Raw genomic sequence first — 20,790 nt, 5'->3', positions numbered from 1 at the left:
GGCGAGGGGATTTATCCCCGATCGGCTGCGTAGCAGTCGCAACACCTGCGCGCGTGGTTTGACGGGCCGAACACAGAGGGCCGCTTCGCGCGCCATCGGGGATAAATCCCCTCGCCACAAAGGTCGTTGTCATGGATTTTGCCGTTGGGTAAATAAGAGGGTGTCCCCAACCCCCATCCCCCCTAAAATACCCGCCATTCCCGATTCCGCCCGTCCGAGGCCGTTTGTCCATGTCCGTTTCCGCTGCTTCCGCGCCGTCCGCCAAACCGGCCGCCGATCACCACGCCCAGTTCATCGAGCTGCTGCAAGCCAGCCTCGACGACAGCGGTTTCATCAAACTGGTGCTGGCCAAGTACGTCGGTGAAGAGGCGGATCTGCAACGGGTCATCATCAAACCGGTGACGGTCAAGGCGCAGCCGTGCCTGTCATTCGTTTATCGCTACAAGACCCGCGACATCACCAAAAATCTGCCGCTGAGCGAAGGCGTGGCGCTGATCGCCGGGCTGCTGCCGGCCTCGTTCAAAAATGCTCATTTACTGGCGCTGACCGACGAAGCGCAGCTGGAATACAGCAAAAAGGGCAAGAGTTCGCTGTTCAAGAGCAAACCTCAGCAATTGCGTGAAGCGCCGTCCGCCGAGCACAACCGTGAGAAAAACCGCTTCCTCGAATTGAGCCGTCCGTTCCTCAAGGACCTGGGCGTGACCAATGCACAACACGAGCTGATCCCGGCGATGTCGCGCAAGTGGAAGCAGATCAACAAGTTCATCGAAGTGTTCAGCCATGCCCTGACCTCGTCGCCGCTGGCGCTGGACAAACCGGTGCGGGTCGCCGATTTCGGTTCGGGCAAGGGCTACCTGACGTTCGCCATTCACGACTACCTGCGCAACACGCTCAAGGCCGAGGGCGAAGTCACTGGCGTCGAGCTGCGCGAAGAAATGGTCACCCTGTGCAACGCCGCAGCGAGCAAGCTCGAGCATCCGGGGCTGGTGTTCAAGTGCGGTGACGTGCGCACAGTGGCGCCGAGTGAGCTGGACGTGATGATCGCCCTGCATGCCTGCGACATCGCCACCGATTACGCGATTCACACCGGCATCCGCTCGGGTGCGTCGATCATCATGTGCTCGCCGTGCTGCCACAAACAGATCCGCCTGCAGATCCAGAGCCCGGCGCTGCTCAAACCGATGCTGCAATACGGCTTGCACCTCGGCCAGCAGGCGGAAATGGTCACCGACAGCTTGCGTGCACTGTTCCTCGAAGCCTGTGGTTACGAGACCAAAGTCTTCGAGTTCATCTCGCTGGAACACACCAACAAGAACAAGATGATTCTCGCGGTGAAACGCGCCGAGCCGGTTAATCCAGCGCAATTGTTGGCAAAGATCGAAGAGCTGAAAGCGTTCTATCACATCAGCGAACACTGCCTGGAAACCCTGCTGCGCGCTGACGGTTTTCTCGCCTGATAGCCTGAAATACACCCCTGTAGGAGCCGCCGAAGGCTGCGATCTTTTGATCCTGATTATTTAAATGCAAGATCAAAAGATCGCAGCCTTCGGCGGCTCCTACATTTATCGCGATCGAGCGTAGTAAGCCTGGAATTACCGCAACCCTTGGATACGGTCTACCTTGAATACTCCCAGACCTTTCCCCGAGGAGTTTTCCCATGGCCGCGAAAAAGATCCTGATGCTGGTCGGCGATTACGTCGAAGACTACGAAGTGATGGTGCCGTTCCAGGCCCTGCAGATGGTCGGCCACACGGTCCACGCCGTGTGCCCGGACAAGTCCGCCGGCAGCACCGTGCGCACGGCGATTCATGATTTTGAAGGTGATCAGACCTACAGCGAAAAACCCGGTCACCTGTTCGCGCTCAATTTCGACTTCGCCAAGGCCCGCGAAGCCGATTACGACGCGCTGCTGATTCCCGGCGGTCGCGCTCCGGAATACCTGCGACTGAACGAAAAAGTCCTCGAACTGGTGCGCGCCTTCGATACCGCCGGCAAGCCCATTGCCGCGGTCTGCCATGGCGCGCAACTGCTCGCGGCGGCGGGTGTGCTCAAGGGGCGTGAGTGCAGCGCGTATCCGGCCTGCGCCCCGGAAGTGCGTCTGGCCGGTGGCACCTATATCGACATTCCGGTGACCGACGGCCATGTTCAGGGAAATCTTGTCACCGCTCCGGCCTGGCCGGCGCATCCTAAATGGCTGGCCGGTTTCCTCGGTCTGCTCGGTACGAAAATCACCTTGTAGTCGATGCAGGCGACAGATCGCAGGCGCTGGTCTTTACTCTGAAGCGCGAAATCTCTCAATCGCCCCTAGGAGAAACAGACATGTCCGGATGGTACGAAGTGAGCAAAAGCAGCAACGGCCAATTCAGGTTCGTGTTGAAAGCGGCGAACGCCGAAACGATTCTGACCAGCGAGCTCTACAGCACCCGCGCCGGCGCCGACGGCGGGATTGCCTCGGTGCAGGCCAACAGCCCGCTGGACGAACGTTACGAGAAAAAATCGACCAAGGACGGCCACCCGTACTTCAACCTGAAGGCGGCCAATCACCAGATCATCGGCAGCAGCGAGTCGTATTCATCGGATGGCGCGTGTGACAAGGGCATCGCCAGCGTGAAGGCCAACGGCCCGACGAAAACCATCAAGGACAAGACCCTGCCTGTCCTCTGAGCTCAGGGCATGAGCCTTTGAAATCAAAAGATCGCAGCCTTCGGCAGCTCCTACACCTGGAATGCATTTCCATGTAGGAGTTGCCGAAGGCTGCGATCTTTTGATCTTGCTTCATACCTCAACCGGTACCGACAATTTCGGATCACCCAACGCATGGCTCTTGGCATCAAAGAACCGCAACTCAACCCCGGTACCTTCAAACACCTTGGCGTAGTGACGCTTCTGATGCTGGATGAACGCGGCACTGCGCGGGTAAATCGAGACCGCCACGCACTTCGGTCGGGCCAGGCGCAACGCCCGCACCAGATGCGCATCCTGCTCGCCCAGCGCGTGGCCGAAGATGCACAGGCTGTCGCCATGGGCCAGTAACTGCTCGTAGCAGAACGACAGATAATCCGAGCTGCGAATGGTCTTGAGCTTGTCTGCGCTCGGCCCTTCGGTGACGAACAGCGGCACGTCATCCAGCGTCTTGATCGTGTTGTTGATGGCGAAGCTGCCGAGCAGGGTGCCCTCGGTCGAGGTCAGTTTGCGTGCGGTGCCGTCCTGATTGCGCACCAGATGCAGACCACCGTGCAGGTACAGCAGACGCGGTTTGTCGGTGGCGCTCTGGCTCAGATCGAAACTCGCGTCGGCGCCGTTGAACAGGTCGTCGATGGTCTCGCCGGGATGTTGCAGTGCCCAGTAATTGAGCAGGTCGTAGTTGGTGGTGAACACCGTGTGATAGCGCGCCAGTTCTGCATTGAGCACCGTCAGTGTCGAAGGCTGCACCAGCCGCCACGGGATGTGCACCGCGTGCACGGTGTTGATCAGCGCTTCCTTGATTGCGTAATAGCGATTGCGCGGCGCCGCCGAGCTGACCGCCAGGGCCTTGTTGACCCGGCTGGTGGTTTTCAGGGCGCCCAGCACTTGCTCGAAGCTGCGGGTTTGCAGCGCGTCGAACACCGCCAGTTCCGATGGGCTCAGCGGTTTCTCTTCGACCGTACGGGCGTTTTCGAACAGCGAGTCGTAGCCGAAGTCATCCCACACCGCGCGGCTGGCGCCATTGCCCACCAGCAAACCCTGAAAATCGTTCGCGGCGCGCAAGGCGTTCCAGTCTTCGAGGGTGGCGTCGACATTGAGAAAATCGGTCATTGCGTGGGCGGTCTCAAAACAAAGGGCAGATGGACGGCGACTTTATCACGAGCGGACATTGAGCCAGATCAACATCGCTCGTGACCGATCGGTCGATTCTGTGCGCACCCGCCGAATCGAGGCAGTCGATCCGGCTTCAGTCAGGAGACACACGATGAGCAGCACCTTCTTCATTCCGGCGGTCAACATCATGGGCAGCGGCTGCCTCGACGAAGCCATGGTCGCGATTCGCAATTATGGCTTTCGCAAGGCGCTGATTGTCACCGACGCCGGGCTGGCCAAGGCTGGCGTCGCCGCAATGATCGCCGAGAAACTGGCGATGCAGGACATCGATTCGGTGATCTTCGATGGCGCCAGACCGAACCCGACCACGGCCAATGTCGAATCCGGGTTGGGGCTGCTGAAGGAAAGCCGTTGCGATTTCGTCGTGTCGCTGGGTGGCGGCTCGCCGCACGATTGCGCCAAGGGCATCGCCCTGTGCGCAACCAATGGCGGGCAGATTGGCGATTACGAAGGCGTCGACCGCTCGAGCAAGCCGCAATTGCCGCTGATCGCCATCAACACCACCGCCGGCACTGCCAGCGAAATGACCCGCTTCTGCATCATCACCGACGAATCGCGCCACGTGAAAATGGCCATCGTCGACCGCAACGTCACGCCACTGCTGTCGGTCAACGACCCGGAGTTGATGGTCGCGATGCCCAAAGGGCTGACCGCCGCCACCGGCATGGATGCGCTGACCCACGCGATCGAAGCCTACGTCTCGACCGCCGCCAACCCGATCACCGACGCCTGCGCTTTGAAAGCCATGAGCCTGATCAGCAGCAACCTGCGTCTGGCCGTGCGCGACGGCAGCGACCTGGCGGCCCGGGAGAACATGGCTTACGCGCAGTTCCTCGCGGGCATGGCGTTCAACAACGCCTCGCTCGGATTTGTCCACGCCATGGCGCATCAGCTCGGCGGCTACTACGACTTGCCCCACGGCGTCTGTAACGCCGTGCTGTTACCGCATGTACAGAGTTTCAATGCGCTGGTCTGTGCTGATCGACTCAGGGATGTCGCCCACGCCATGGGCGCGGATATTCGTGGTTTCAGCGCGGAGGAGGGCGCACAGGCGGCGATCAATGCCATTCGCAACCTTGCCAAGGACGTCGAGATTCCCGGCGGACTGCGTGAGCTGGGCGCGAAACTCAGCGATATCCCGGTGCTCGCCACCAACGCCTTGAAGGACGCCTGTGGACTGACCAATCCACGGGCGGCGGATCAGCGCCAGATCGAGGAAATTTTCCGCAATGCGTTTTGAATGAAGGCGCGCAGGCGAGCGAAGTCGGACAAGCCTTCGCTTGCTTCTGCGACCACGGCAAATGTCCGCACACGGCCCCAATCTGAAACCTTGCCGGCGATGTTGTGGACGGCGGAGATACGGTACTGCCCGACCGCCAGGGAGGGTGCTGCCGGGGTTTGCCATTTCCGGTCGCTTTCGACCGCTGCTCTGGCAATCTCCAGGCCAGTGTCCAGATCGAAAATACTGACGAAACCCTCGGCTCGCATGACATCTCCCGAAAAGATCAGAGGCGTATCGACCTGCGCGCCCTCAATCGGTTCGACAACGACCGGGACGTCGATCTCGGGCCGCAGTCGCACCTCATATCCGCGCTCTTCGCTCCATTCGGACGTGATGCCTGCATACGTCTGGTGGGCGTGAATCTTCTGCTGGCCCTGGGCCTGAACGCCGGTGATGCTGAACGCCCATCGTCCATTTGCGCTGACCAGCCCTTCGCCAAGCGAATGGGTGTTTTCAATGTTCCAGACCTGCACAAGAGCATTGGGTATGCCGCTGCCGAGCAACAATGTCGCAGGTCCCGTCGTGCTGGCCTCCTCGGGATAAGTGATGGTCGGGGCCGGTTGTGAAATTTGCTCGTCGCGAGTGCTCATCATGCTTCTCGTCCATGGCTGATTTGAACGCTGAGGTTGGCATGACATGCCTGAATTCGAACCTGTAAGAACTACCAGTCATTCAGTCTTTTTTACACAGTAGGTAATTTCTTTTTCTTCTAAAAAACTGTCATTTCTGTCAGTTGTCCGGCGTGGCGACCTGGGGTCGAATGCTCGCTACGAGGGGGTCGACGTCGATCTCTTGAGGAGCATACGAACATGTCGGAATCTATCGCGCCATTGTCCCCAAACGTGCAGTCAGCCGGGGAGCTGGATGCGCTCTTTGGTCTGCGAACGCTGAAATTCCCCGGAGCGGGCAAGACCATTGCCAAAGGCGTGGCGATCACGCCTTCGGAGCAGATCATGGTCAGCGCTACCGTCGAGCAATCGGGCCATTCGTACTACGGCCTTGCGCGCCTGGATGCCGATGGCAATCCGGATCCGGCTTTCGGCACCGGCGGATATCTCAGCGGCCAGTTCGGCACAGGCTCGCTCACGCAAGGCGGGCCGTTGATTGTTGATGCGCTCGGACGATTCTGGATGTGCGGTGTGATTGGCGTGGTCAAAGACCAGACGCTTGAATATCAGCAAGTCATCGCCCGGTTTTTGCCCGATGGCTCGCCGGACATTGATTTCGGCGGCGACAGGAATGGCTACCGGATTGTGCCCATGCGTATTCCTTCCCTGTTCGGTGCCACCCATGGGCAACTGCTGCTGGCGAAATCCGATCCGCAGCTTGCGCAGCCGGACAGGCTGCTGTTCGTGACCGCGCAAAAGGGTAGTGGCTTGCTGACGCGATTCCATCTCGATGGCTCGGACGATTTATCGTTCGCCAGCAACGGTTGGCTGCCCCTGTCGCTGCCAGGGGTGGCCATTTCGCTGTCCGGGATCATCCAGCTCGACGATGGGAGGATCCTGCTGCATGGCAAAACGGAAGTAACCAATCAGGGATTGGTCATGGCGTTCGACCACAACGGGAAAGTTGCAGAAGGCTTCGGCGAAAAGGGCCTACTGCTATTGAACCTTCAGCGTAATGGCAAGCCGCTCGAAAGCCACGTGACCGACATCGTTGTGCAAACTGCGCAGCGCCTGCTTCTGCTCGGTTCGGCGGTCGAGTCAACGGACGGCACGAAACTGCAACACGCGTTGATCAGTGGTATTACCTACGCCGGCCAAATGGATGACGCGTTCAACAACCCTGTCCTCAGCCCGACGTTGCATGAACTCGACCTGAGAGGTTGGCAAGCAGGGTTTGCGCTGGATGATATCGCTGGCAAACGGATTGTGGCGGTCGGACAGACCTCGGGCAGCACACGAGGCTTGTTGACGGCAGGCTTTCTGGTCGATGGTGCAGTGGATGATTCGTTTGATGTCGAGGGCGCGAAGGACATTTCATGGCCAGCCATCGATGCCTGCCTGCAAGGCTCTTCGATCCTGGTGTTGGGTCGCAGGGACGACAGCGCGCAGCTGGTTCGCTTGCTGACCGCGCCTGTCACAAAACAGCGCGCCAGCATGGGCAACTGAGCAGTCAGCGGTAAAACCGGGCTATCCTGCCGGCTCGGATGAACCCTGCCTTCGAGCCCACCATGCTGCAAAAAAGCCTGATCCGCCGTCTCGACCTGATCACTCTGCAACTGTTCGTCGCCGTCCACGAGGAAGGTACGTTGACCCGTGCGGCTGCGCGCGAAGCCATCGCGGTGTCGGCGGCGAGCAAGCGCCTGATGGAGTTGGAGGAGGCGCTGGGCATCGCTTTGTTCGTGCGCCAAGCCAAAGGCATGATCCTTACGCCGGCCGGTGAAACCCTGCTGCACCACGCCCGGCAGATGCTCTTCAATGTGGAAAAGATGGGCCTGGAGCTGGGTGAGCACAGCCATGGTGTGCGCGGTTACGTGCGCATGCTGGCCAATCTTTCGGCGATCATTCAGTTCCTGCCCGAAGACTTGCGCGACTTCTCCGCGCGGCAGCCGCAGGTCAAGACCGACCTTGAAGAACGCCCCAGCGCCGGGGTGATTCAGGGCGTGCTCGATGGCGTCGCCGACCTCGGCATCTGCTCCGACGACAGCGACACCAAAGGCCTGCACAGCGTGTTGTACCGCCAGGACAAACTGGTGGTGGTGATGCTCCCGGAGCATCCGTTGGCTACGCGCGCATCGGTGACTTTCGATGAAACTCTCGACAGCGATTACGTCGGCTTGCACGCAGCCAGTTCGATCAACATGCGTACCCATGCGGCGGCGCGGCAGGCCGGCAAAGTCCTGCGCATCCGCATTCATGTGCCGGGATTCGATGCGGTGTGCCGGATGGTCCAGGCGAACATGGGCATCGGCATTCTGCCGCAGCGAGCCTATGAGTTGTTTGGTCAGGCACTGGGCTTGCGTGCGGTGCCGCTGACCGATGCCTGGGCGGATCGCGCTCTGATTGTGGTGGTGCGCGATGAGGCAGGGTTGTCGCCGGTGAGCCGGATGTTGTTTGAGCATTTGCGCGGGCGGTAGATCTTCATTGCGGCTGATGGCCTCTTCGCGAGCAGGCTCGCTCCCACATTGAACTTGTGTGAACACAGAATCTGAAACCACTACAGATCCTTGTGGGAGCGAGCCTGCTCGCGAAGGCGGCCCTGAATTCACCCCGCAATCACAGCGGAGCATTCGCATTTCGCGAACGCCCATTGCCGAGAGACGGCTGGATTCGCTGACGATCGTTCCTCTAGCCTTGGCGACATATTCCAAGAACAAGAGGTACCCGCGATGACTGCCCCTTTGAGTGCAATCAAAGTGATCGAGATCGGCACCCTGATCGCCGCGCCGTTTGCCGCGCGCATGCTTGCCGAGTTCGGCGCCGAGGTGATCAAGATCGAAGCCATGGGTCAGGGCGACCCGCTGCGCAAATGGCGCAAGCTGCACGAAGGCACATCGCTGTGGTGGTACCTGCAATCGCGCAACAAGAAATCCCTGGCGCTCAATCTGAAATCCGCTGAAGGCATCGAACTGGTCAAGCAACTGGCCGGCGACGCCGACGTGATCATTGAAAACCTGCGCCCCGGTGCGCTGGAAAAACTCGGTCTGGGTTGGGACGTGCTACATGCGCTGAATCCGAACCTGACCCTGGTGCGTATCTCCGGCTACGGCCAGACCGGCCCTTACCGTGACCGGCCCGGTTTCGGTGCGATTGGCGAGGCCATGGGCGGCATCCGCTACACCACCGGCAATCCCGATTCGCCACCGGCGCGGGTCGGCGTCAGCCTCGGCGATTCGCTGGCCTCGTTGCACGCGGTGATTGGTGCGCTGATGTCGCTGTTGCGGGTCAAGACTGGGCAGGGCGGTGGGCAGATCGTCGATGTGTCGCTGGCCGAAAGCGTGTTCAACGTCATGGAAAGTCTGGTGCCGGAATACGACATGCTCGGCCATGTCCGCGAACGCAGCGGCGGCGCCTTGCCGGGCATCGCGCCCTCCAATACTTACCTCACGTCCGACGGCGCTTATGTGGTGATTGCCGGCAACAGCGACCCGATCTACAAGCGCCTGATGCACACTATCGGCCGCGCTGATCTAGCCGAGGCAGAAGAATTCGCCCACAACGACGGCCGCGCGGCGCAGAGCGGTTTGCTCGATGCGGCCATCACACACTGGACCAGCAGCCTGCCGATCGACGAGGTACTGGCTGCTCTCGAAGCTGCCGAAGTGCCGGCCGGGCGCATCTATTCGGTGGCTGATATCGTCGCCGATCCGCACTATCAGGCGCGGGACATGCTGCTCGATGCCGAGTTGCCCGGTGGCGCAACGGTGAAGATGCCCGGCATTGTCCCCAAACTCTCGGAGACCCCCGGCGGAGTGAACTGGTCCGGGCCGAAACTGGGCCAGCACACCGACGCTATTCTCGCCAATCTTGGCCTGACTGAACTCGACATCGAACGCCTGAAAAACCAAGGGGTGGTGCAATGATCACTGACTATTCGCAAACCCTGATCGTCCAGGAAGTCTCACCCCGCGACGGTTTGCAGATCGAGCCGACGTGGGTGGAAACCGCTGACAAGATCGCCCTGATCAATCAATTGTCACAGGCCGGATTCAGCCGCATCGAGGCCGGCTCGTTCGTCTCGCCCAAAGCCATTCCGGCCCTGCGTGACGGCGAGCAAGTGTTCAACGGCATTCAGCGCCAGCCGGGTGTTATTTACGTGGCGTTGATCCCCAACCTCAAAGGCGCGCAACGCGCATTGGCAGCGAATGCCGATGAGTTGAATCTGGTGATGTCCGCCAGCCAGACCCACAACCTGGCCAATATGCGCATGCGTTGCGAAGAGTCGCTGGCGGCATTCGCTGACATTGTTGCGTTTGTCAGCGGCTCAGGTGTGCGCCTCAACGGCAGCATCGCCACCACGTTCGGTTGTCCGTTCGAAGGCCGGATCGATGAGGATCGCGTACTGCAGATCGTCGACGCTTATCAAGAGCTCGGCATTCAGGGCATCAGCCTCGCCGATACCACCGGCATGGCCAATCCGCGTCAGGTCGATCGCTTGGTGCGGCGCGTTTTGCAGCGGGTTTCGCCGGCCGATCTGACCCTGCATTTCCACAACACCCGCGGCCTCGGCCTGTGCAATGTGCTGGCCGCTTACGAGGCCGGCGCGCGGCGCTTCGATGCGGCGCTGGGTGGCCTCGGTGGCTGTCCGTTTGCGCCGGGGGCGTCGGGCAATATCTGCACCGAAGACCTGGTGAACCTGTGCGCTGAAGTCGGCATTCCCACGGGGATCGATTTGCCGCTGCTGCTGAAGCTTTCGCGCGGCTTGCCGGCGCTGTTGGGCCACGATGTCCCCGGCCAACTGGCCAAGGCCGGGCGCAACTGCGATCTGCATCCGATGCCCACCTGAGAAACACCAGTACCCCTGTGGGAGCGGGCTTGCCCGCGATGACGGCAGCAAATTCAACGAAAGCGTTAGCTGAACTGACGCCATCGCTGGCAAGCCAGCTCCCACACAAAAGCGCTCCACAGGGAGCGTCATCACCAGACAACAAAAACAATCGGACGCCCATCGGCAGTCCGCCTGGAGAAAATCTATGAGCCTCAATGTAATGGAGGCGGGCGTGAATCCGTCCGTCGATCACGACGCCGAAAAAGCCCTGGTCAGCAAAGTTGCCTGGCGCCTGATGCCGCTGATCATGGTCTGCTACCTGTTCGCCTTTTTCGACCGCATCAACATCAGCTTCGCCAAATTCCAGTTGCAGACCGACCTGAGTCTGAGCGACACCGCGTATGGCTTGGGCGCCGGGCTGTTCGTGGTCGGTTACGTGCTGTTCGAAGTGCCGAGCAACATGATGCTGTACAAGGTCGGCGCGCGGCGCTGGATCGCGCGGATCATGATGTCGTGGGGCGTGGCGACGGCGGCGATGGTCTTCGTCAACAGCGAATGGCAGTTCTATGCGCTGCGCTTCGTCATCGGTGCGATGGAAGCCGGGTTTGCTCCGGGCGTGCTGTATTACCTGACGCTGTGGTTTCCGCAGCACTTCCGTGGCCGCATCACCTCGATGCTGTTTCTCGCCTCGGCGTTTGCCGGGCTGGTCGGCGCACCGTTCTCAGGGCTGGTGTTGCAACACCTCGATGGCGTATTGCAGATGCGCGGCTGGCATTGGTTGTTCCTGCTCGGAGGCGTGCCGTGCATCGCGCTGGGTTTTCTGGTGCTGACGCAGCTGAAGGACCGCATCGAGGATGCGCACTGGCTGACGGCTGACGAGAAGAAATTGCTCTCCAGTCGCATCGCTCATCACGAACCACACAAGAGCGGCGGCTCATTGCTCGCGGCGCTGAAAATTCCCGGGTTCCTGACGTTGGGTTTGATCTACTTCCTGATCCAGGTCGCGTCCTACGGTTTGAATTTCTGGGCACCGCAATTGATCCGCAGCGCCGGCACCGAAAGCCCGGTGATGATCGGCCTGCTGACCGCCATTCCGTACATCTGCGGGGCGATCAGCATGGTGGTGATCGGACGCTTGTCCGACGCCACCGGTGAACGGCGCAAGTTTGTCGCCGGGCTGGTGATCGTCGGCGCGATCGGCTTCTTCAGCGCGGGAATCTTCGCCAGCCACACGACCTTCCTGATCATCGCGCTCGGCCTGCTCGGCGCCGGCATCATCGCTTCGATTCCGAGCTTCTGGACCCTGCCACCGAAACTGCTGGCGGGCGCAGGTGCCGGCGCGGCGGGCGGGATCGCAGTGATCAATACCCTGGGGCAGTTCGGCGGGATCGTCAGCCCGGTCATGGTCGGACGCATCAAGGACCTCACCGGCAGCACCACCCCGGCGCTGTACGTCATCGGCGTCGCCGCGCTGATTGCGGCCGCTTTGCTGCTGTGGGGCTTGCCGCAGAAGTTGCGTACGCTGGACAAGTATTGAGATTGGCGGCGTCGGCGATGACGCCTTCGCGAGCAGGCTCGCTCCCACTTTGGAATGCGCTTTCCTGTGCGAGCGTGCCTGCTCGCGAATTCCGACTTCAGACACATGAGAAGATTCGCTGGCCAGATCTGTTGAATCCTCCGATGCAGAAAGGGATAGTGCGCGCCTGGAAATATCTTCAAGGAGCGGGAAGTGACAATGAAGTCCACGTGGATCAGCGCTGCCGCGCTCTGCGGGTGGTTGATGGCTGGGCAGGCGTGGGCAGATTGCACGCCGCCGGCGGTCAGCGCGGAAGCGGATTTCTCGCTGTGCAAAGAATGGCCGGCTTATCCGCAGCTGACGATTACCGCGCTATCGACGTTCGTGCCCGATCCCGTCTATGGCCAAGACGGCAGCGTGGGCTCGTACGATCTGGATCTGGCTATCATCACGGCCGGCAGCCCCAAACCGCTGGCGACCTATCATCAGCGGTCGGCGTTTCTCTCCGATGCCATCGCGCTGGAGAGTCTGGAGCTGGATACGGCGCGTTATAAACTCACGCCCGACTTTCGTGCATTCGGCGTCCGCGCCCATTTCAAAGGCTCGTCGCGCGTCAATCCGCTGGATGAAACCCTGCTGTCGCTCTACGTGAAAGAGGGCAACAAGGTGCGCCCGGTGCTGGATCGCTTGGTCGTCTACAGCTTCAGTGGCGAGTGGGATGGCAATTGCGCCGGAGAGCGAGCGGAGACGGTGCGTACGCTTGAGATGGGCAAAACCAGTTCCCATGGTTACGCCGATATCATTGTCCGCTCACTCACCACGGGTCTGGTCGGCGAGGGTCCACCCGACACCTGCGAGTCGAAGACCACCCACGAAAAGCCGGTGCTAACCACGTTGCGCTATGACGGACAGCAATATTTCGTTCCCGAAAATCTGAGAGGCTATTGAAGGCGCGTCGTTCTACTTCCTCGATCCCGACCGACACAAGCTCGAGGTCCACGTCGGCGATTTGCAATCGCGGCTGGACGCATGTCGCCAGAAACCGTACCCCGGCATGCGTTTTCACGACGCGCAGTGATCCGCCGTGACCCTCTGATATAGACTGGCCACCAAGTATTCTGGCGCTTGCAGGTTTCTCATGACTCCATCATTGCTGTTGGCCGTTCTGGCTTCGGGTTTCATCTACGGGATCACGCCCGGGCCGGGCGTGCTGGCGGTGTTCGGGATTGGCGCGGCCCATGGCCGGCGGGCCGGGGCGGGGTTTCTGTGCGGGCATCTGCTCGGCGATGTGATCTGGTGCAGCACCGCGCTGGTGGCGATTGTCGGTGCGCGGGAAATCGGCAGCACCGCGTTCGATGTGCTCGGCGTGCTCAGCGCGTTGTACCTGTTCTGGCTCGGCTGGCGTGCGGTGCGTGCCCAACGCCGCAATGGCGACGAAGCGCAAGGGGCGGCGCGGCAGCCGTTCTGGCACGGCATCGTCTTCGGCCTGACCAATCCCAAGGCCTATCCGGTGGCGGTGGCGACCTTTACGGCGCTGTTGTCGAGCCGCGCCGAACTGCTCAACTGGTCGATGCTACCTGCACTGATCGCCCTGAGTTTCATCGGCGGTGCGCTGGCCTACGCTATCCTCATCGGCGTGGTCGGCGCACAGCGAGTGCGCATGGTGTATCAGCGGCATGAGCTGCTCATCACGCGTTTATGCGGCGTGATGTTTATCGGCTTCGCCATCAACGCGTTGATGCACGCGCTGCCGGGGCTGCTGCCGAACAAGACTTGATGGAATGGGCAGGGACGCGCAATCACGATCATGGATGATTGAAATCGCTGCACTGCGCGGACACCCCGTAGAACCATGCAAAGCCCCAACCCTGCGCCGCTGGCGAGCTACATTGACCTGTTGCTGGATGCCGTTTGCGCGGTCGACAAACAGGGCCGTTTCGTTTTTGTCAGCGCTGCCTGCGAGCGGATTTTCGGTTACACGCCTGACGAACTGATCGGCCGCTCGATGATCGAGCTGGTGCACCCGGCTGATCGCCAGCGCACCCTTGCGGCCGCTGGCGAAATCATGGGCGGCGACCCAAAGCACAATTTCGAGAACCGCTATCTGCGCAAGGACGGCAGCGTCGCGCACATTTCCTGGTCGGCGCGCTGGTCGGAAGTCGATCAACTGCGCATCGCCGTCGCCCGCGATATCACCGAGCGCAAGCAGGCCGAGTCGCGGCAAGCGGCGTTGTACGCGATTTCCGAAGCGGCGCACGCGGCGGAAGATTTGCTGGCGCTGTTCAAACGCATCCATCTGCTGATTGGCGAGTGGCTGCCGGCGCTGAATTTTTCCGTGGCGCTGTACGACGAACACTGCGCGCAGCTGAATTTTCCCTATCACGTCGACGATCACGAATTGCAGCCCGAGCAGCCCGGCACCGTCATCGGACGGCTCTGCGCGCAAGTGATCCGCAGCGGCCAGCCGATGTTGCTGACGCCGGACAGCGCCGATGCCACGCCCGATTTTGCTGAGCTGGTGGCGGAACAAAACGCGCCTTGCTGGCTCGGCGTACCGCTGAGCTCAAAAAACGGCACCATCGGCGCCTTGATCGTCAAAAGCCTCGCTGGCGGCGAACGCTACACCGAGCAGGACAAGGAACTGCTGCAATACGTCTGCGCACAAGTCGCCACGGCCATCGAGCGCCAGCAACTGCACGCGCGGCTCAAGCGCATGGCGCAATACGATCAACTGACGCAACTGCCCAATCGCGAACTGCTGCGTGATCGGCTCAGGGCTGCGCTGGCCGATGCGCGAACCCTGCACGGACACATGGCGCTGCTGTATGTCGATCTGGATCGCTTCAAACAGGTCAACGACACCCATGGCCATGCCGTCGGTGACATGCTCCTGCAAACCGTGGCCAACCGACTGAAGGGCTGCGTGCGTGAAACCGACACCGTGGCGCGTATCGGTGGCGATGAATTTGTCGTGCTGTTGCATAGCGTGCATGCCGCCGAAGATGCCGACAGTGTCGCCGGAAAAATCCGACAGGTGCTGGCGCAGCCCATGCGCCTCGACGGCCATGACCTGCGTATCGAACCGAGCATCGGCGTGGCGCGTTTCCCTGAACACGGTGAAGAAGAACAGCAACTGTTCCGGCATGCCGATCAGGCCATGTATGCGGCCAAACGCCTGAATCATCGAGCGTTGGGCATCTAAAGCGAGCGCACCGTTCGTCGCGGCCTCGGCAGATTTTCTAAACCTTTGAACGCCAAAGCATTCCTAACTGAGGCGGACCATTGTCCGCCGCGACTATTTGAGCAGCGGGCGAATCACGGCCCGCTTGAATTTTCCACGAAGGAGGGCGCGACCATGAGCCGGATGGCCACCCGTTTACGTAACGTCAGTTTTGCAACCCTGCTGGGCCTGTGCGCCAGCAGTGCGTTCGCCCAGTCGCCTGCCGAATTCATCAACGATGCCTCCGCCAAAGGCATGGCCGACATCGAAGCCAGCCGTCAGGCCCACGGCAAGACCGAATCGAAAGAGGTCAAGGATTACACCATCGTTGTGATCAACGACCGCACCACGGCCAACCAGCATCTGGCGAAAATCGCCAAGAAACTCGATCTGCCGGTTGCCCCCCGCGAAGAACTTGCTGACAAGGCCAAAGAACTGATGCCGGAAGTGAAGGACGGCGCGACATTCGATCAGGCTTACGCCGCCAGTCAGGTCAAGGCGACCGAAGAGGCCATCACCCAGATCGAGCAACAGGCACAGACCACCGATGTGCCGGAAATCAAAGCGTTTGCCGATGAGACTTTGCCGAAACTGCAAAGCCATCTGGAGAAAGCTCGAGCGTTGCAGGCCAGTCGCTAACTTCGCCTTGTTGTTGCAGCGCGAGCGAAACCTTCAGTTGAAATGCGATGCTTACCCTGTGGGAGCGAGCCTGCTCGCGAAAGCGGTGTATCAGTCAATGATGTTTTGACTGACCCTGCGTCTTCGCGAGCAGGCTCGCTCCCACAGGGTGTGTTTACTTGCTCAGCACTCATTCAAATCCTGCTTTGGCTTGCTCTTGTCGCCAAGCCCCTCAAGATCAAACACCTGATTCTCACCCAGCGCGCGGTAATGCCGGCGCAGCGCTTCGAGCTGCTTCAGATCCAGCGCCTCCAGCCCGAGCATCGCGTTCTGCGCTTCCTTGTTCACTCGCAACAGCTCATCGAGTTTCAAATGCAGAATGTCGGTATCGCGGTTCTGCGTGTTCTGAATCAGGAACACCATCAGGAACGTGATGATCGTCGTCGAGGTGTTGATGATCAGCTGCCACGTGTCGTTGTAACCAAAAATCGGCCCGCTCAACCCCCACAGCCCGATCAGAATCAACGCCCCCATGAACGTCTTCGGGCTACCGGCCCACAGGGCAAGTTTCTGGGCAATCTTTGCGAATTTCATGATGGAAGTCCTTGTTTTGGGAGCTTGAAATTCAGACATCGGTGTTGTGCTGAAAATTCTAATTACAAATAACCGGGCCGGACGCCGGAGGCGAGGCGAGCTCATCGGCCTTATCGCTGTATGGTATGGGCAGCTGCACTTCCCGGTTTCAAGCCATGCCCCGACAGGAGAACGCAATGAGTTGGTCTGCCAAGCAATACGTCGCTTTCGAAGATGAACGCACCCGCCCGGCCCGTGATCTGTTGGCGGCGATACCCACCGCGCAGGCCCGGGCGGTGGTGGACATTGGTTGCGGACCGGGCAATTCCACCGAATTGCTGGTGCAGCGTTTTCCCGAGGCGAGCGTCAGTGGCCTCGACAGTTCGGCGGACATGATTGCAGCCGCGCGCAAGCGCTTGCCTGACGTGCAGTTTCAGGTGGCCGAGGTCGACAAATGGGCTGACCAGGGGCCGTTTGATGTGATCTTCGCCAATGCGGTGCTGCAATGGGTGCCTGATCACGCTTCGTTGCTGCCAGCCCTGGCGAGCAAGCTTTCAGACGGTGGCAGCCTGGCGATTCAAATGCCGGACAACCTCAACGAACCGTCCCACCGCTTGATGCGTGAAGTCGCCGCCAATGGGCCGTGGGCGAGCAAGCTCGCAGACGCTGCCGGGCAGCGCACCGACATGGCCAGTGCCAGTGAGTATTTTTCAATGCTGCGGCCGCACTGCGCGCGGGTCGATGTGTGGCGCACCACCTATCACCACCAACTTCGGGACGGGGCGGCGGGGGTGGTGGAGTGGTTCAAGGGTAGCGGGTTGATTCCATTCCTGAGCCCATTGACCGAGGAGGAGCGGGCTCAGTATCTGCAGCGGTATCTGGCGGAAGTTGCCAAGGCTTATCCGGCCTTGGCTGACGGCTCGGTGCTGTTGCCGTTTCCACGTTTGTTCATTGTTGCGACCCGCTGAGTTACGCCTCCGGGTTCCTTGGGTTCGCCACGTTATCTCTGGTCGGCGCATCTCTTGAACGCAACACGGTCGGTCCCCTCTCCCTCGGGAGAGGGTTAGGGTGAGGGGCTTATTGGCGCAGAAACCCGATCACCGCTGCACCGCCAACATCATCGTCCTCTGGCATCCTTTCAACTCGTTCACGCTGAGCTCGTCGGAAATTTCCTTCTGTTTTCCAGGCTTTTACACGTGGTGCGCTATGGCTGTTTAAAGTTGAATCGCGTTACGTCCCGATGCCTACAAATCCTTGCGCTGCTGCCTACCGGTACGCCAGAATCCGCCGGCTTGTGCGCCTGGAGGGCGGTCGGTAACTTGGTTCGCGTCACTGATTTCCAGTGATCGGGTTTAGTAGCCCGGTAATGTCCTCCTCGTAACGGTTGCACGAGTTCCGTTGAATCAGGCGCGTGCCTGTATTTTATGGTGGCTGTGCGCATGGCGCCTTCGGGTGCGCCGGATGGGGGATGGGTCCGGTCTACTAACTTGCGTACAGCCGCCACCCTCCCGTTTAGTAGCGTGGTGGATGCGGCTCAAATGAAAGGTACCGCCCCGTGTTCAAAGTAACGCCAAATCCGCCGGAAACCGATCCGGCTTCTCCGTGCGAGTCCCTCGATTCGAAAAAACTCCACGAAGCCGCCGAACGCGCCCTCGACCACTATCTCATCCCACCAAAAACAAGCTCACCGCCGTACCAGGCCAGCAGCATGTTCATGGTTAATCCGGGCACCGATACCGAGTCGCTATTGGTCAACGCCAGCGAGTCCCTCGGCTCGGCCAGCGTCATGCTTGGCGACTTTGCCGCCTTGCTCGACGGCAGCCAGCGCAAAACCCTGCTCGGCATCGCCCAAGTCGTCATGCTGGGCGAGCTGGCGGTGAATCAGGTGCTGGATAATGTGGTGCCGGTGGGTTAGCCGGCGTTGATTTCCGAGTAAAAAGTAACCGGTCGTTGCGACCGGTTTTTCGGCTAGTGCAGCGTCAAAACCGCTGACCAATACCAGGTTTGTCCTCTTGAAAGGGCTCGGAAGGGGGAATCGGGAATTGCTGCTCCTCATACTCGCCCACCCGCCGAGCGAGAATTTCCAATTCATCGCCTTCCGGCGAGTTCATCTCAGCGCCCCAAATCTGCTCGATACGCAGCAATGCTGCGGACAAGTCTTCAGTGCTCCGAATGGGTTTGATGTCCATAAATGATGTCCGCTTTGGTAACCACATGAGCGGCGATCTTGAACGGCACAACAAACGCTGTGTTCATCATTACGTTGCCAAATATGACTGCATTGCGGAGAGTCAGATTCGCGGTGACAAAAGCGGCCACGCGTGACCCAACCGCGTAATCCTCAATGTCAGCTGTGTAGCAATCAGAAGATCTCTATTGCTCCACGAAATTAGTGAAATTTTTCAAAAATGGTCATATCTGATCCTTAAGGGAGGTTAGATGGCTACAATGGCTCTATTAAGATCCTTAAGAATTGGAAGGGTTTGCCATGTCATTCATGCATTTGCTTCACTCGCCGGCTGAGATCGCTAGAAATGTCGGAGAAAACGCCAAAATCCTGCGGCTCTCCAAAAACCTTTCCCGCAAGACGCTCGCAGAAAAGGCGGGGGTTTCCGAATCCACCATCAAGCGATTCGAAGCGACCGGCCTCGTGACGTTGGAGGCTTTGATCCTGATAGCCACTGCGCTTGATGAACTCAACGCTGTGACCAGGCTGTTCAAACCAGAGCAACCGAGCTCGCTGGATGAGCTGAAGAATGCCAGGCGCAAGAGAGGGATGCGCTGATGATCAAGCCTTTCAAACACACAGAAGCGCTGGATGTTTTGAAAGAGGGCGCCAAGGTTGGTGAGCTGGTCAGAGTCGCGGGCCGGGGGATTTACTTCGCTTACGATCCGGGTTGGCTTGCCACTGGCTACAATCTTTCGCCGCTGACAATGGCTTGGGACGAAAAGCCCCAGTTGGCCAGGAACACCAGCCTCTTCGAAGGGCTACACGGACCGTTCGCCGATTCACTGCCTGACGGCTGGGGCATGCTGCTGATGGATCGATATTTCGACAGCACCTTCGGTGACGGCACCCACCTTACCCTCACAGCGCTTGATCGCCTTGCTTATATGGGCGAGCGCAGTATGGGGGCGTTTGAATATCAGCCGAAGGCGGAAAAAACAGAGCTCACAGGCCCTTTGGATATTTGCCAACTCTACGAAGCTTCAATCGAAGTTCAAGAGGGTGAGACCCCTGCTGTGCTTACCAAATTGCGACTGGCCGGTGGCTCACCGGGGGGCGCACGACCGAAGGCAATCGTGGCGCTGTCTGCCGACAAAAAACACGCAATTTCGGCCTTTGATGCCCTGCCCGAGGGCTATGCACATTGGATCGTGAAGTTCAGGGCATTGTACGAACCGATTGAAACCGGCGGCATTGAACTCGCCTATGCCGAGATGGCTCGTGCCGCCGGAGTGACCATGGCTGAATCGGATCTTCTGGATGTGCAGATGCCTGGCGGCGAGGTTGAGCGTTTCTTCGCAACCAAGCGCTTCGACCGCGACGGCGAGCGCAAGATTCACATGATGACCGTCTCGGCGCTCATGTACGCGGACTACCGCGCATTGTCATCCATCGACTACCCGAACCTGCTCAAGCTCACTCAGGTGTTGACCAGAAGCTCCGTCGAAGTGGAAAAGATGGCCAGGTTAATGATCTTCAATGCGCTGTCTCACAACCATGACGACCATGCGAAGAACTTTGCCTTTCTCTGCCACAATCCTGAAAAAAAAGGCGAGAAAGAAACCTGGACGCTGTCCCCGGCATACGACCTGACTTTCGCAAACGCCATGGGCGAGCACACCACTGACTTCGGTGGCCGCACTCCCGGCACGCCTACGCGCAAGCGAATCATGGAGATCTGCAAGGATTACAAATACCTCAAGGCCGAGGAATACATCGAGCAGACTCTCGCAGCGCTCGCCGACTGGAAGAAAGTATTCACTCGATTGAATGTCCCGCACAAAGCCGGGGAACCGATCTTCAATGTACTGGCGAGGCTGCATCAGGATTTCGAGAAGTAATCCGGGGAGGAGGGGCTCAGCGATCTTCTGGAAGTCTTCACCGCCAACACGCTTCAACTTCCAGACACAAAAAAACCGGCCATCAAGGCCGGTTTTTCATTTCTGCATCCCCCGTCGGACAACACAACGCGAGATCAATATTCGGTGGAGCGGGTAGAGGGAATCGAACCCTCATCTAAAGCTTGGGAAGCTTTCGTTCTACCACTAAACTATACCCGCTCA

At 59.6% G+C, this 20,790-nt stretch carries 21 protein-coding genes, 1 tRNA gene and 1 pseudogene; 18 read left to right on the top strand and 5 right to left on the bottom strand.

Features of this window, described 5'->3' with window-relative positions; genetic code table 11:
• Positions 1–230 precede the first annotated feature (230 nt).
• The 3 genes from AC0Z5Z_RS08195 (at position 231) to AC0Z5Z_RS08185 (ending at position 2,664) form a co-directional block, all read left to right on the top strand.
• Positions 231–1,457 carry a class I SAM-dependent methyltransferase gene (locus tag AC0Z5Z_RS08195; RefSeq protein WP_252868929.1) on the top strand — a complete coding sequence of 409 codons (1,227 nt, stop codon included), beginning with the start codon at positions 231–233 and terminating at the stop codon, positions 1,455–1,457.
• Between the two features lie 200 nt (positions 1,458–1,657).
• Entirely contained in the window at positions 1,658–2,239 is a 582-nt protein-coding gene (locus AC0Z5Z_RS08190) for a DJ-1/PfpI family protein (RefSeq protein ID WP_460137848.1), read from the top strand.
• A gap of 80 nt (positions 2,240–2,319) precedes the next feature.
• Positions 2,320–2,664, top strand: coding sequence for a YegP family protein (locus AC0Z5Z_RS08185; RefSeq protein WP_076566339.1), 345 nt, complete (start codon positions 2,320–2,322; stop codon positions 2,662–2,664).
• Positions 2,665–2,775: 111 nt separating this feature from the next.
• Here AC0Z5Z_RS08185 and AC0Z5Z_RS08180 read toward each other — a convergent pair whose 3' ends face one another.
• Entirely contained in the window at positions 2,776–3,795 is a 1,020-nt protein-coding gene (locus AC0Z5Z_RS08180; RefSeq protein WP_252877625.1) for a DUF4917 family protein, read from the bottom strand.
• A gap of 154 nt (positions 3,796–3,949) precedes the next feature.
• Between AC0Z5Z_RS08180 and yiaY the strand changes: the two genes are divergently transcribed.
• On the top strand, positions 3,950–5,098 hold the full coding sequence (gene yiaY, locus AC0Z5Z_RS08175; RefSeq protein ID WP_056783452.1) for an L-threonine dehydrogenase: 1,149 nt from the start codon (positions 3,950–3,952) through the stop codon (positions 5,096–5,098).
• Here yiaY and AC0Z5Z_RS08170 read toward each other — a convergent pair.
• The gene (locus AC0Z5Z_RS08170) at positions 5,059–5,733 is read right to left on the bottom strand and encodes a hypothetical protein (protein WP_485610942.1); all 675 of its coding nucleotides are present in this window, start codon (positions 5,731–5,733) and stop codon (positions 5,059–5,061) included. The two genes, yiaY and AC0Z5Z_RS08170, sit on opposite strands and share 40 nt — an antisense overlap.
• 216 nt (positions 5,734–5,949) lie before the next feature.
• On the opposite strand from AC0Z5Z_RS08170, the gene AC0Z5Z_RS08165 reads away from it, so the two are divergent.
• The 10 genes and pseudogenes from AC0Z5Z_RS08165 (at position 5,950) to AC0Z5Z_RS08120 (ending at position 15,948) form a co-directional block, all read left to right on the top strand.
• Entirely contained in the window at positions 5,950–7,254 is a 1,305-nt protein-coding gene (locus AC0Z5Z_RS08165) for an NHL repeat-containing protein (protein WP_252877627.1), read from the top strand.
• Positions 7,255–7,316: 62 nt separating this feature from the next.
• Positions 7,317–8,222, top strand: coding sequence for a LysR family transcriptional regulator (locus AC0Z5Z_RS08160; protein ID WP_122505788.1), 906 nt, complete (start codon positions 7,317–7,319; stop codon positions 8,220–8,222).
• A gap of 252 nt (positions 8,223–8,474) precedes the next feature.
• Entirely contained in the window at positions 8,475–9,668 is a 1,194-nt protein-coding gene (locus AC0Z5Z_RS08155; protein WP_252877628.1) for a CaiB/BaiF CoA transferase family protein, read from the top strand.
• Positions 9,665–10,591 carry a hydroxymethylglutaryl-CoA lyase gene (locus tag AC0Z5Z_RS08150; protein WP_056783466.1) on the top strand — a complete coding sequence of 309 codons (927 nt, stop codon included), beginning with the start codon at positions 9,665–9,667 and terminating at the stop codon, positions 10,589–10,591. The genes AC0Z5Z_RS08155 and AC0Z5Z_RS08150 overlap by 4 nt, the downstream gene beginning before the upstream one ends.
• 187 nt (positions 10,592–10,778) lie before the next feature.
• Positions 10,779–12,110: an MFS transporter gene (locus AC0Z5Z_RS08145; RefSeq protein WP_252877629.1), complete on the top strand. Its 1,332-nt coding sequence runs from the start codon at positions 10,779–10,781 to the stop codon at positions 12,108–12,110.
• A gap of 192 nt (positions 12,111–12,302) precedes the next feature.
• The gene (locus AC0Z5Z_RS08140) at positions 12,303–13,037 is read left to right on the top strand and encodes a PA3715 family protein (protein WP_252877630.1); all 735 of its coding nucleotides are present in this window, start codon (positions 12,303–12,305) and stop codon (positions 13,035–13,037) included.
• Positions 13,036–13,167 (top strand): annotated as a pseudogene (locus AC0Z5Z_RS08135) (glutathione transferase); the annotation flags it as partial. The gene AC0Z5Z_RS08140 and the pseudogene AC0Z5Z_RS08135, both read left to right, overlap by 2 nt.
• A 60-nt stretch (positions 13,168–13,227) precedes the next feature.
• On the top strand, positions 13,228–13,866 hold the full coding sequence (locus tag AC0Z5Z_RS08130) for a LysE family translocator (protein WP_041478891.1): 639 nt from the start codon (positions 13,228–13,230) through the stop codon (positions 13,864–13,866).
• Between the two features lie 75 nt (positions 13,867–13,941).
• Positions 13,942–15,291, top strand: coding sequence for a sensor domain-containing protein (locus AC0Z5Z_RS08125; RefSeq protein WP_252877631.1), 1,350 nt, complete (start codon positions 13,942–13,944; stop codon positions 15,289–15,291).
• Positions 15,292–15,444: 153 nt separating this feature from the next.
• Positions 15,445–15,948 (top strand): DUF4142 domain-containing protein, encoded by a 504-nt coding sequence (locus AC0Z5Z_RS08120; RefSeq protein WP_110644971.1) that lies wholly within the window; start codon positions 15,445–15,447, stop codon positions 15,946–15,948.
• A 162-nt stretch (positions 15,949–16,110) separates the two neighbouring features.
• Here the strand turns inward: AC0Z5Z_RS08120 and AC0Z5Z_RS08115 are convergent, their stop codons facing one another.
• Positions 16,111–16,521 (bottom strand): low affinity iron permease family protein, encoded by a 411-nt coding sequence (locus AC0Z5Z_RS08115; RefSeq protein WP_016771301.1) that lies wholly within the window; start codon positions 16,519–16,521, stop codon positions 16,111–16,113.
• 176 nt (positions 16,522–16,697) lie between these two features.
• Between AC0Z5Z_RS08115 and tam the strand changes: the two genes are divergently transcribed.
• Both tam and AC0Z5Z_RS08105 read left to right on the top strand, forming a co-directional pair.
• Positions 16,698–17,468: a trans-aconitate 2-methyltransferase gene (gene tam / locus AC0Z5Z_RS08110; protein ID WP_236167987.1), complete on the top strand. Its 771-nt coding sequence runs from the start codon at positions 16,698–16,700 to the stop codon at positions 17,466–17,468.
• A 587-nt stretch (positions 17,469–18,055) separates the two neighbouring features.
• Positions 18,056–18,415: a DUF6124 family protein gene (locus tag AC0Z5Z_RS08105; protein ID WP_252877632.1), complete on the top strand. Its 360-nt coding sequence runs from the start codon at positions 18,056–18,058 to the stop codon at positions 18,413–18,415.
• A 64-nt stretch (positions 18,416–18,479) separates the two neighbouring features.
• On the opposite strand, the gene AC0Z5Z_RS08100 is transcribed toward AC0Z5Z_RS08105, so the two are convergent.
• A complete protein-coding gene (locus AC0Z5Z_RS08100) occupies positions 18,480–18,689 on the bottom strand; it encodes a hypothetical protein (protein ID WP_374046327.1) in 210 nt (69 codons plus the stop codon).
• 299 nt (positions 18,690–18,988) lie between these two features.
• Here AC0Z5Z_RS08100 and AC0Z5Z_RS08095 point away from each other — a divergent pair, with 299 nt between their 5' ends.
• Positions 18,989–19,285: a helix-turn-helix domain-containing protein gene (locus AC0Z5Z_RS08095; protein ID WP_095180586.1), complete on the top strand. Its 297-nt coding sequence runs from the start codon at positions 18,989–18,991 to the stop codon at positions 19,283–19,285.
• Positions 19,285–20,568 carry a type II toxin-antitoxin system HipA family toxin gene (locus AC0Z5Z_RS08090; protein ID WP_095180587.1) on the top strand — a complete coding sequence of 428 codons (1,284 nt, stop codon included), beginning with the start codon at positions 19,285–19,287 and terminating at the stop codon, positions 20,566–20,568. The genes AC0Z5Z_RS08095 and AC0Z5Z_RS08090 overlap by 1 nt, the downstream gene beginning before the upstream one ends.
• Positions 20,569–20,713: 145 nt before the next feature.
• Here the strand turns inward: AC0Z5Z_RS08090 and AC0Z5Z_RS08085 are convergent.
• Positions 20,714–20,787 (bottom strand) — tRNA-Gly (locus tag AC0Z5Z_RS08085).
• Between the last annotated feature and the right edge of the window lie 3 nt (positions 20,788–20,790).

It is taken from the genome of Pseudomonas sp. 1L-E-NC-VB-C3, from assembly GCF_057291535.1.
The sequence above is the reverse complement of the archived record's forward strand: the minus strand, read 5'-3'. Positions and strand labels throughout refer to the sequence as shown.

Bases quoted from the DNA above. Each gene is read 5' to 3' on its own strand.
- AC0Z5Z_RS08150 (WP_056783466.1), top strand. From the start codon at position 9,665: ATGATCACTGACTATTCGCAAACCCTGATCGTCCAGGAAGTCTCACCC.
- AC0Z5Z_RS08100 (WP_374046327.1), bottom strand. From the start codon at position 18,689: ATGGACATCAAACCCATTCGGAGCACTGAAGACTTGTCCGCAGCATTG.
- AC0Z5Z_RS08160 (WP_122505788.1), top strand. From the start codon at position 7,317: ATGCTGCAAAAAAGCCTGATCCGCCGTCTCGACCTGATCACTCTGCAA.
- AC0Z5Z_RS08095 (WP_095180586.1), top strand. From the start codon at position 18,989: ATGTCATTCATGCATTTGCTTCACTCGCCGGCTGAGATCGCTAGAAAT.
- AC0Z5Z_RS08155 (WP_252877628.1), top strand. From the start codon at position 8,475: ATGACTGCCCCTTTGAGTGCAATCAAAGTGATCGAGATCGGCACCCTG.
- AC0Z5Z_RS08165 (WP_252877627.1), top strand. From the start codon at position 5,950: ATGTCGGAATCTATCGCGCCATTGTCCCCAAACGTGCAGTCAGCCGGG.
- AC0Z5Z_RS08195 (WP_252868929.1), top strand. From the start codon at position 231: ATGTCCGTTTCCGCTGCTTCCGCGCCGTCCGCCAAACCGGCCGCCGAT.
- tam (WP_236167987.1), top strand. From the start codon at position 16,698: ATGAGTTGGTCTGCCAAGCAATACGTCGCTTTCGAAGATGAACGCACC.
- AC0Z5Z_RS08145 (WP_252877629.1), top strand. From the start codon at position 10,779: ATGAGCCTCAATGTAATGGAGGCGGGCGTGAATCCGTCCGTCGATCAC.
- AC0Z5Z_RS08120 (WP_110644971.1), top strand. From the start codon at position 15,445: ATGAGCCGGATGGCCACCCGTTTACGTAACGTCAGTTTTGCAACCCTG.
- AC0Z5Z_RS08180 (WP_252877625.1), bottom strand. From the start codon at position 3,795: ATGACCGATTTTCTCAATGTCGACGCCACCCTCGAAGACTGGAACGCC.
- AC0Z5Z_RS08170 (WP_485610942.1), bottom strand. From the start codon at position 5,733: ATGATGAGCACTCGCGACGAGCAAATTTCACAACCGGCCCCGACCATC.
- AC0Z5Z_RS08130 (WP_041478891.1), top strand. From the start codon at position 13,228: ATGACTCCATCATTGCTGTTGGCCGTTCTGGCTTCGGGTTTCATCTAC.
- AC0Z5Z_RS08090 (WP_095180587.1), top strand. From the start codon at position 19,285: ATGATCAAGCCTTTCAAACACACAGAAGCGCTGGATGTTTTGAAAGAG.
- AC0Z5Z_RS08185 (WP_076566339.1), top strand. From the start codon at position 2,320: ATGTCCGGATGGTACGAAGTGAGCAAAAGCAGCAACGGCCAATTCAGG.
- yiaY (WP_056783452.1), top strand. From the start codon at position 3,950: ATGAGCAGCACCTTCTTCATTCCGGCGGTCAACATCATGGGCAGCGGC.
- AC0Z5Z_RS08190 (WP_460137848.1), top strand. From the start codon at position 1,658: ATGGCCGCGAAAAAGATCCTGATGCTGGTCGGCGATTACGTCGAAGAC.
- AC0Z5Z_RS08125 (WP_252877631.1), top strand. From the start codon at position 13,942: ATGCAAAGCCCCAACCCTGCGCCGCTGGCGAGCTACATTGACCTGTTG.
- AC0Z5Z_RS08115 (WP_016771301.1), bottom strand. From the start codon at position 16,521: ATGAAATTCGCAAAGATTGCCCAGAAACTTGCCCTGTGGGCCGGTAGC.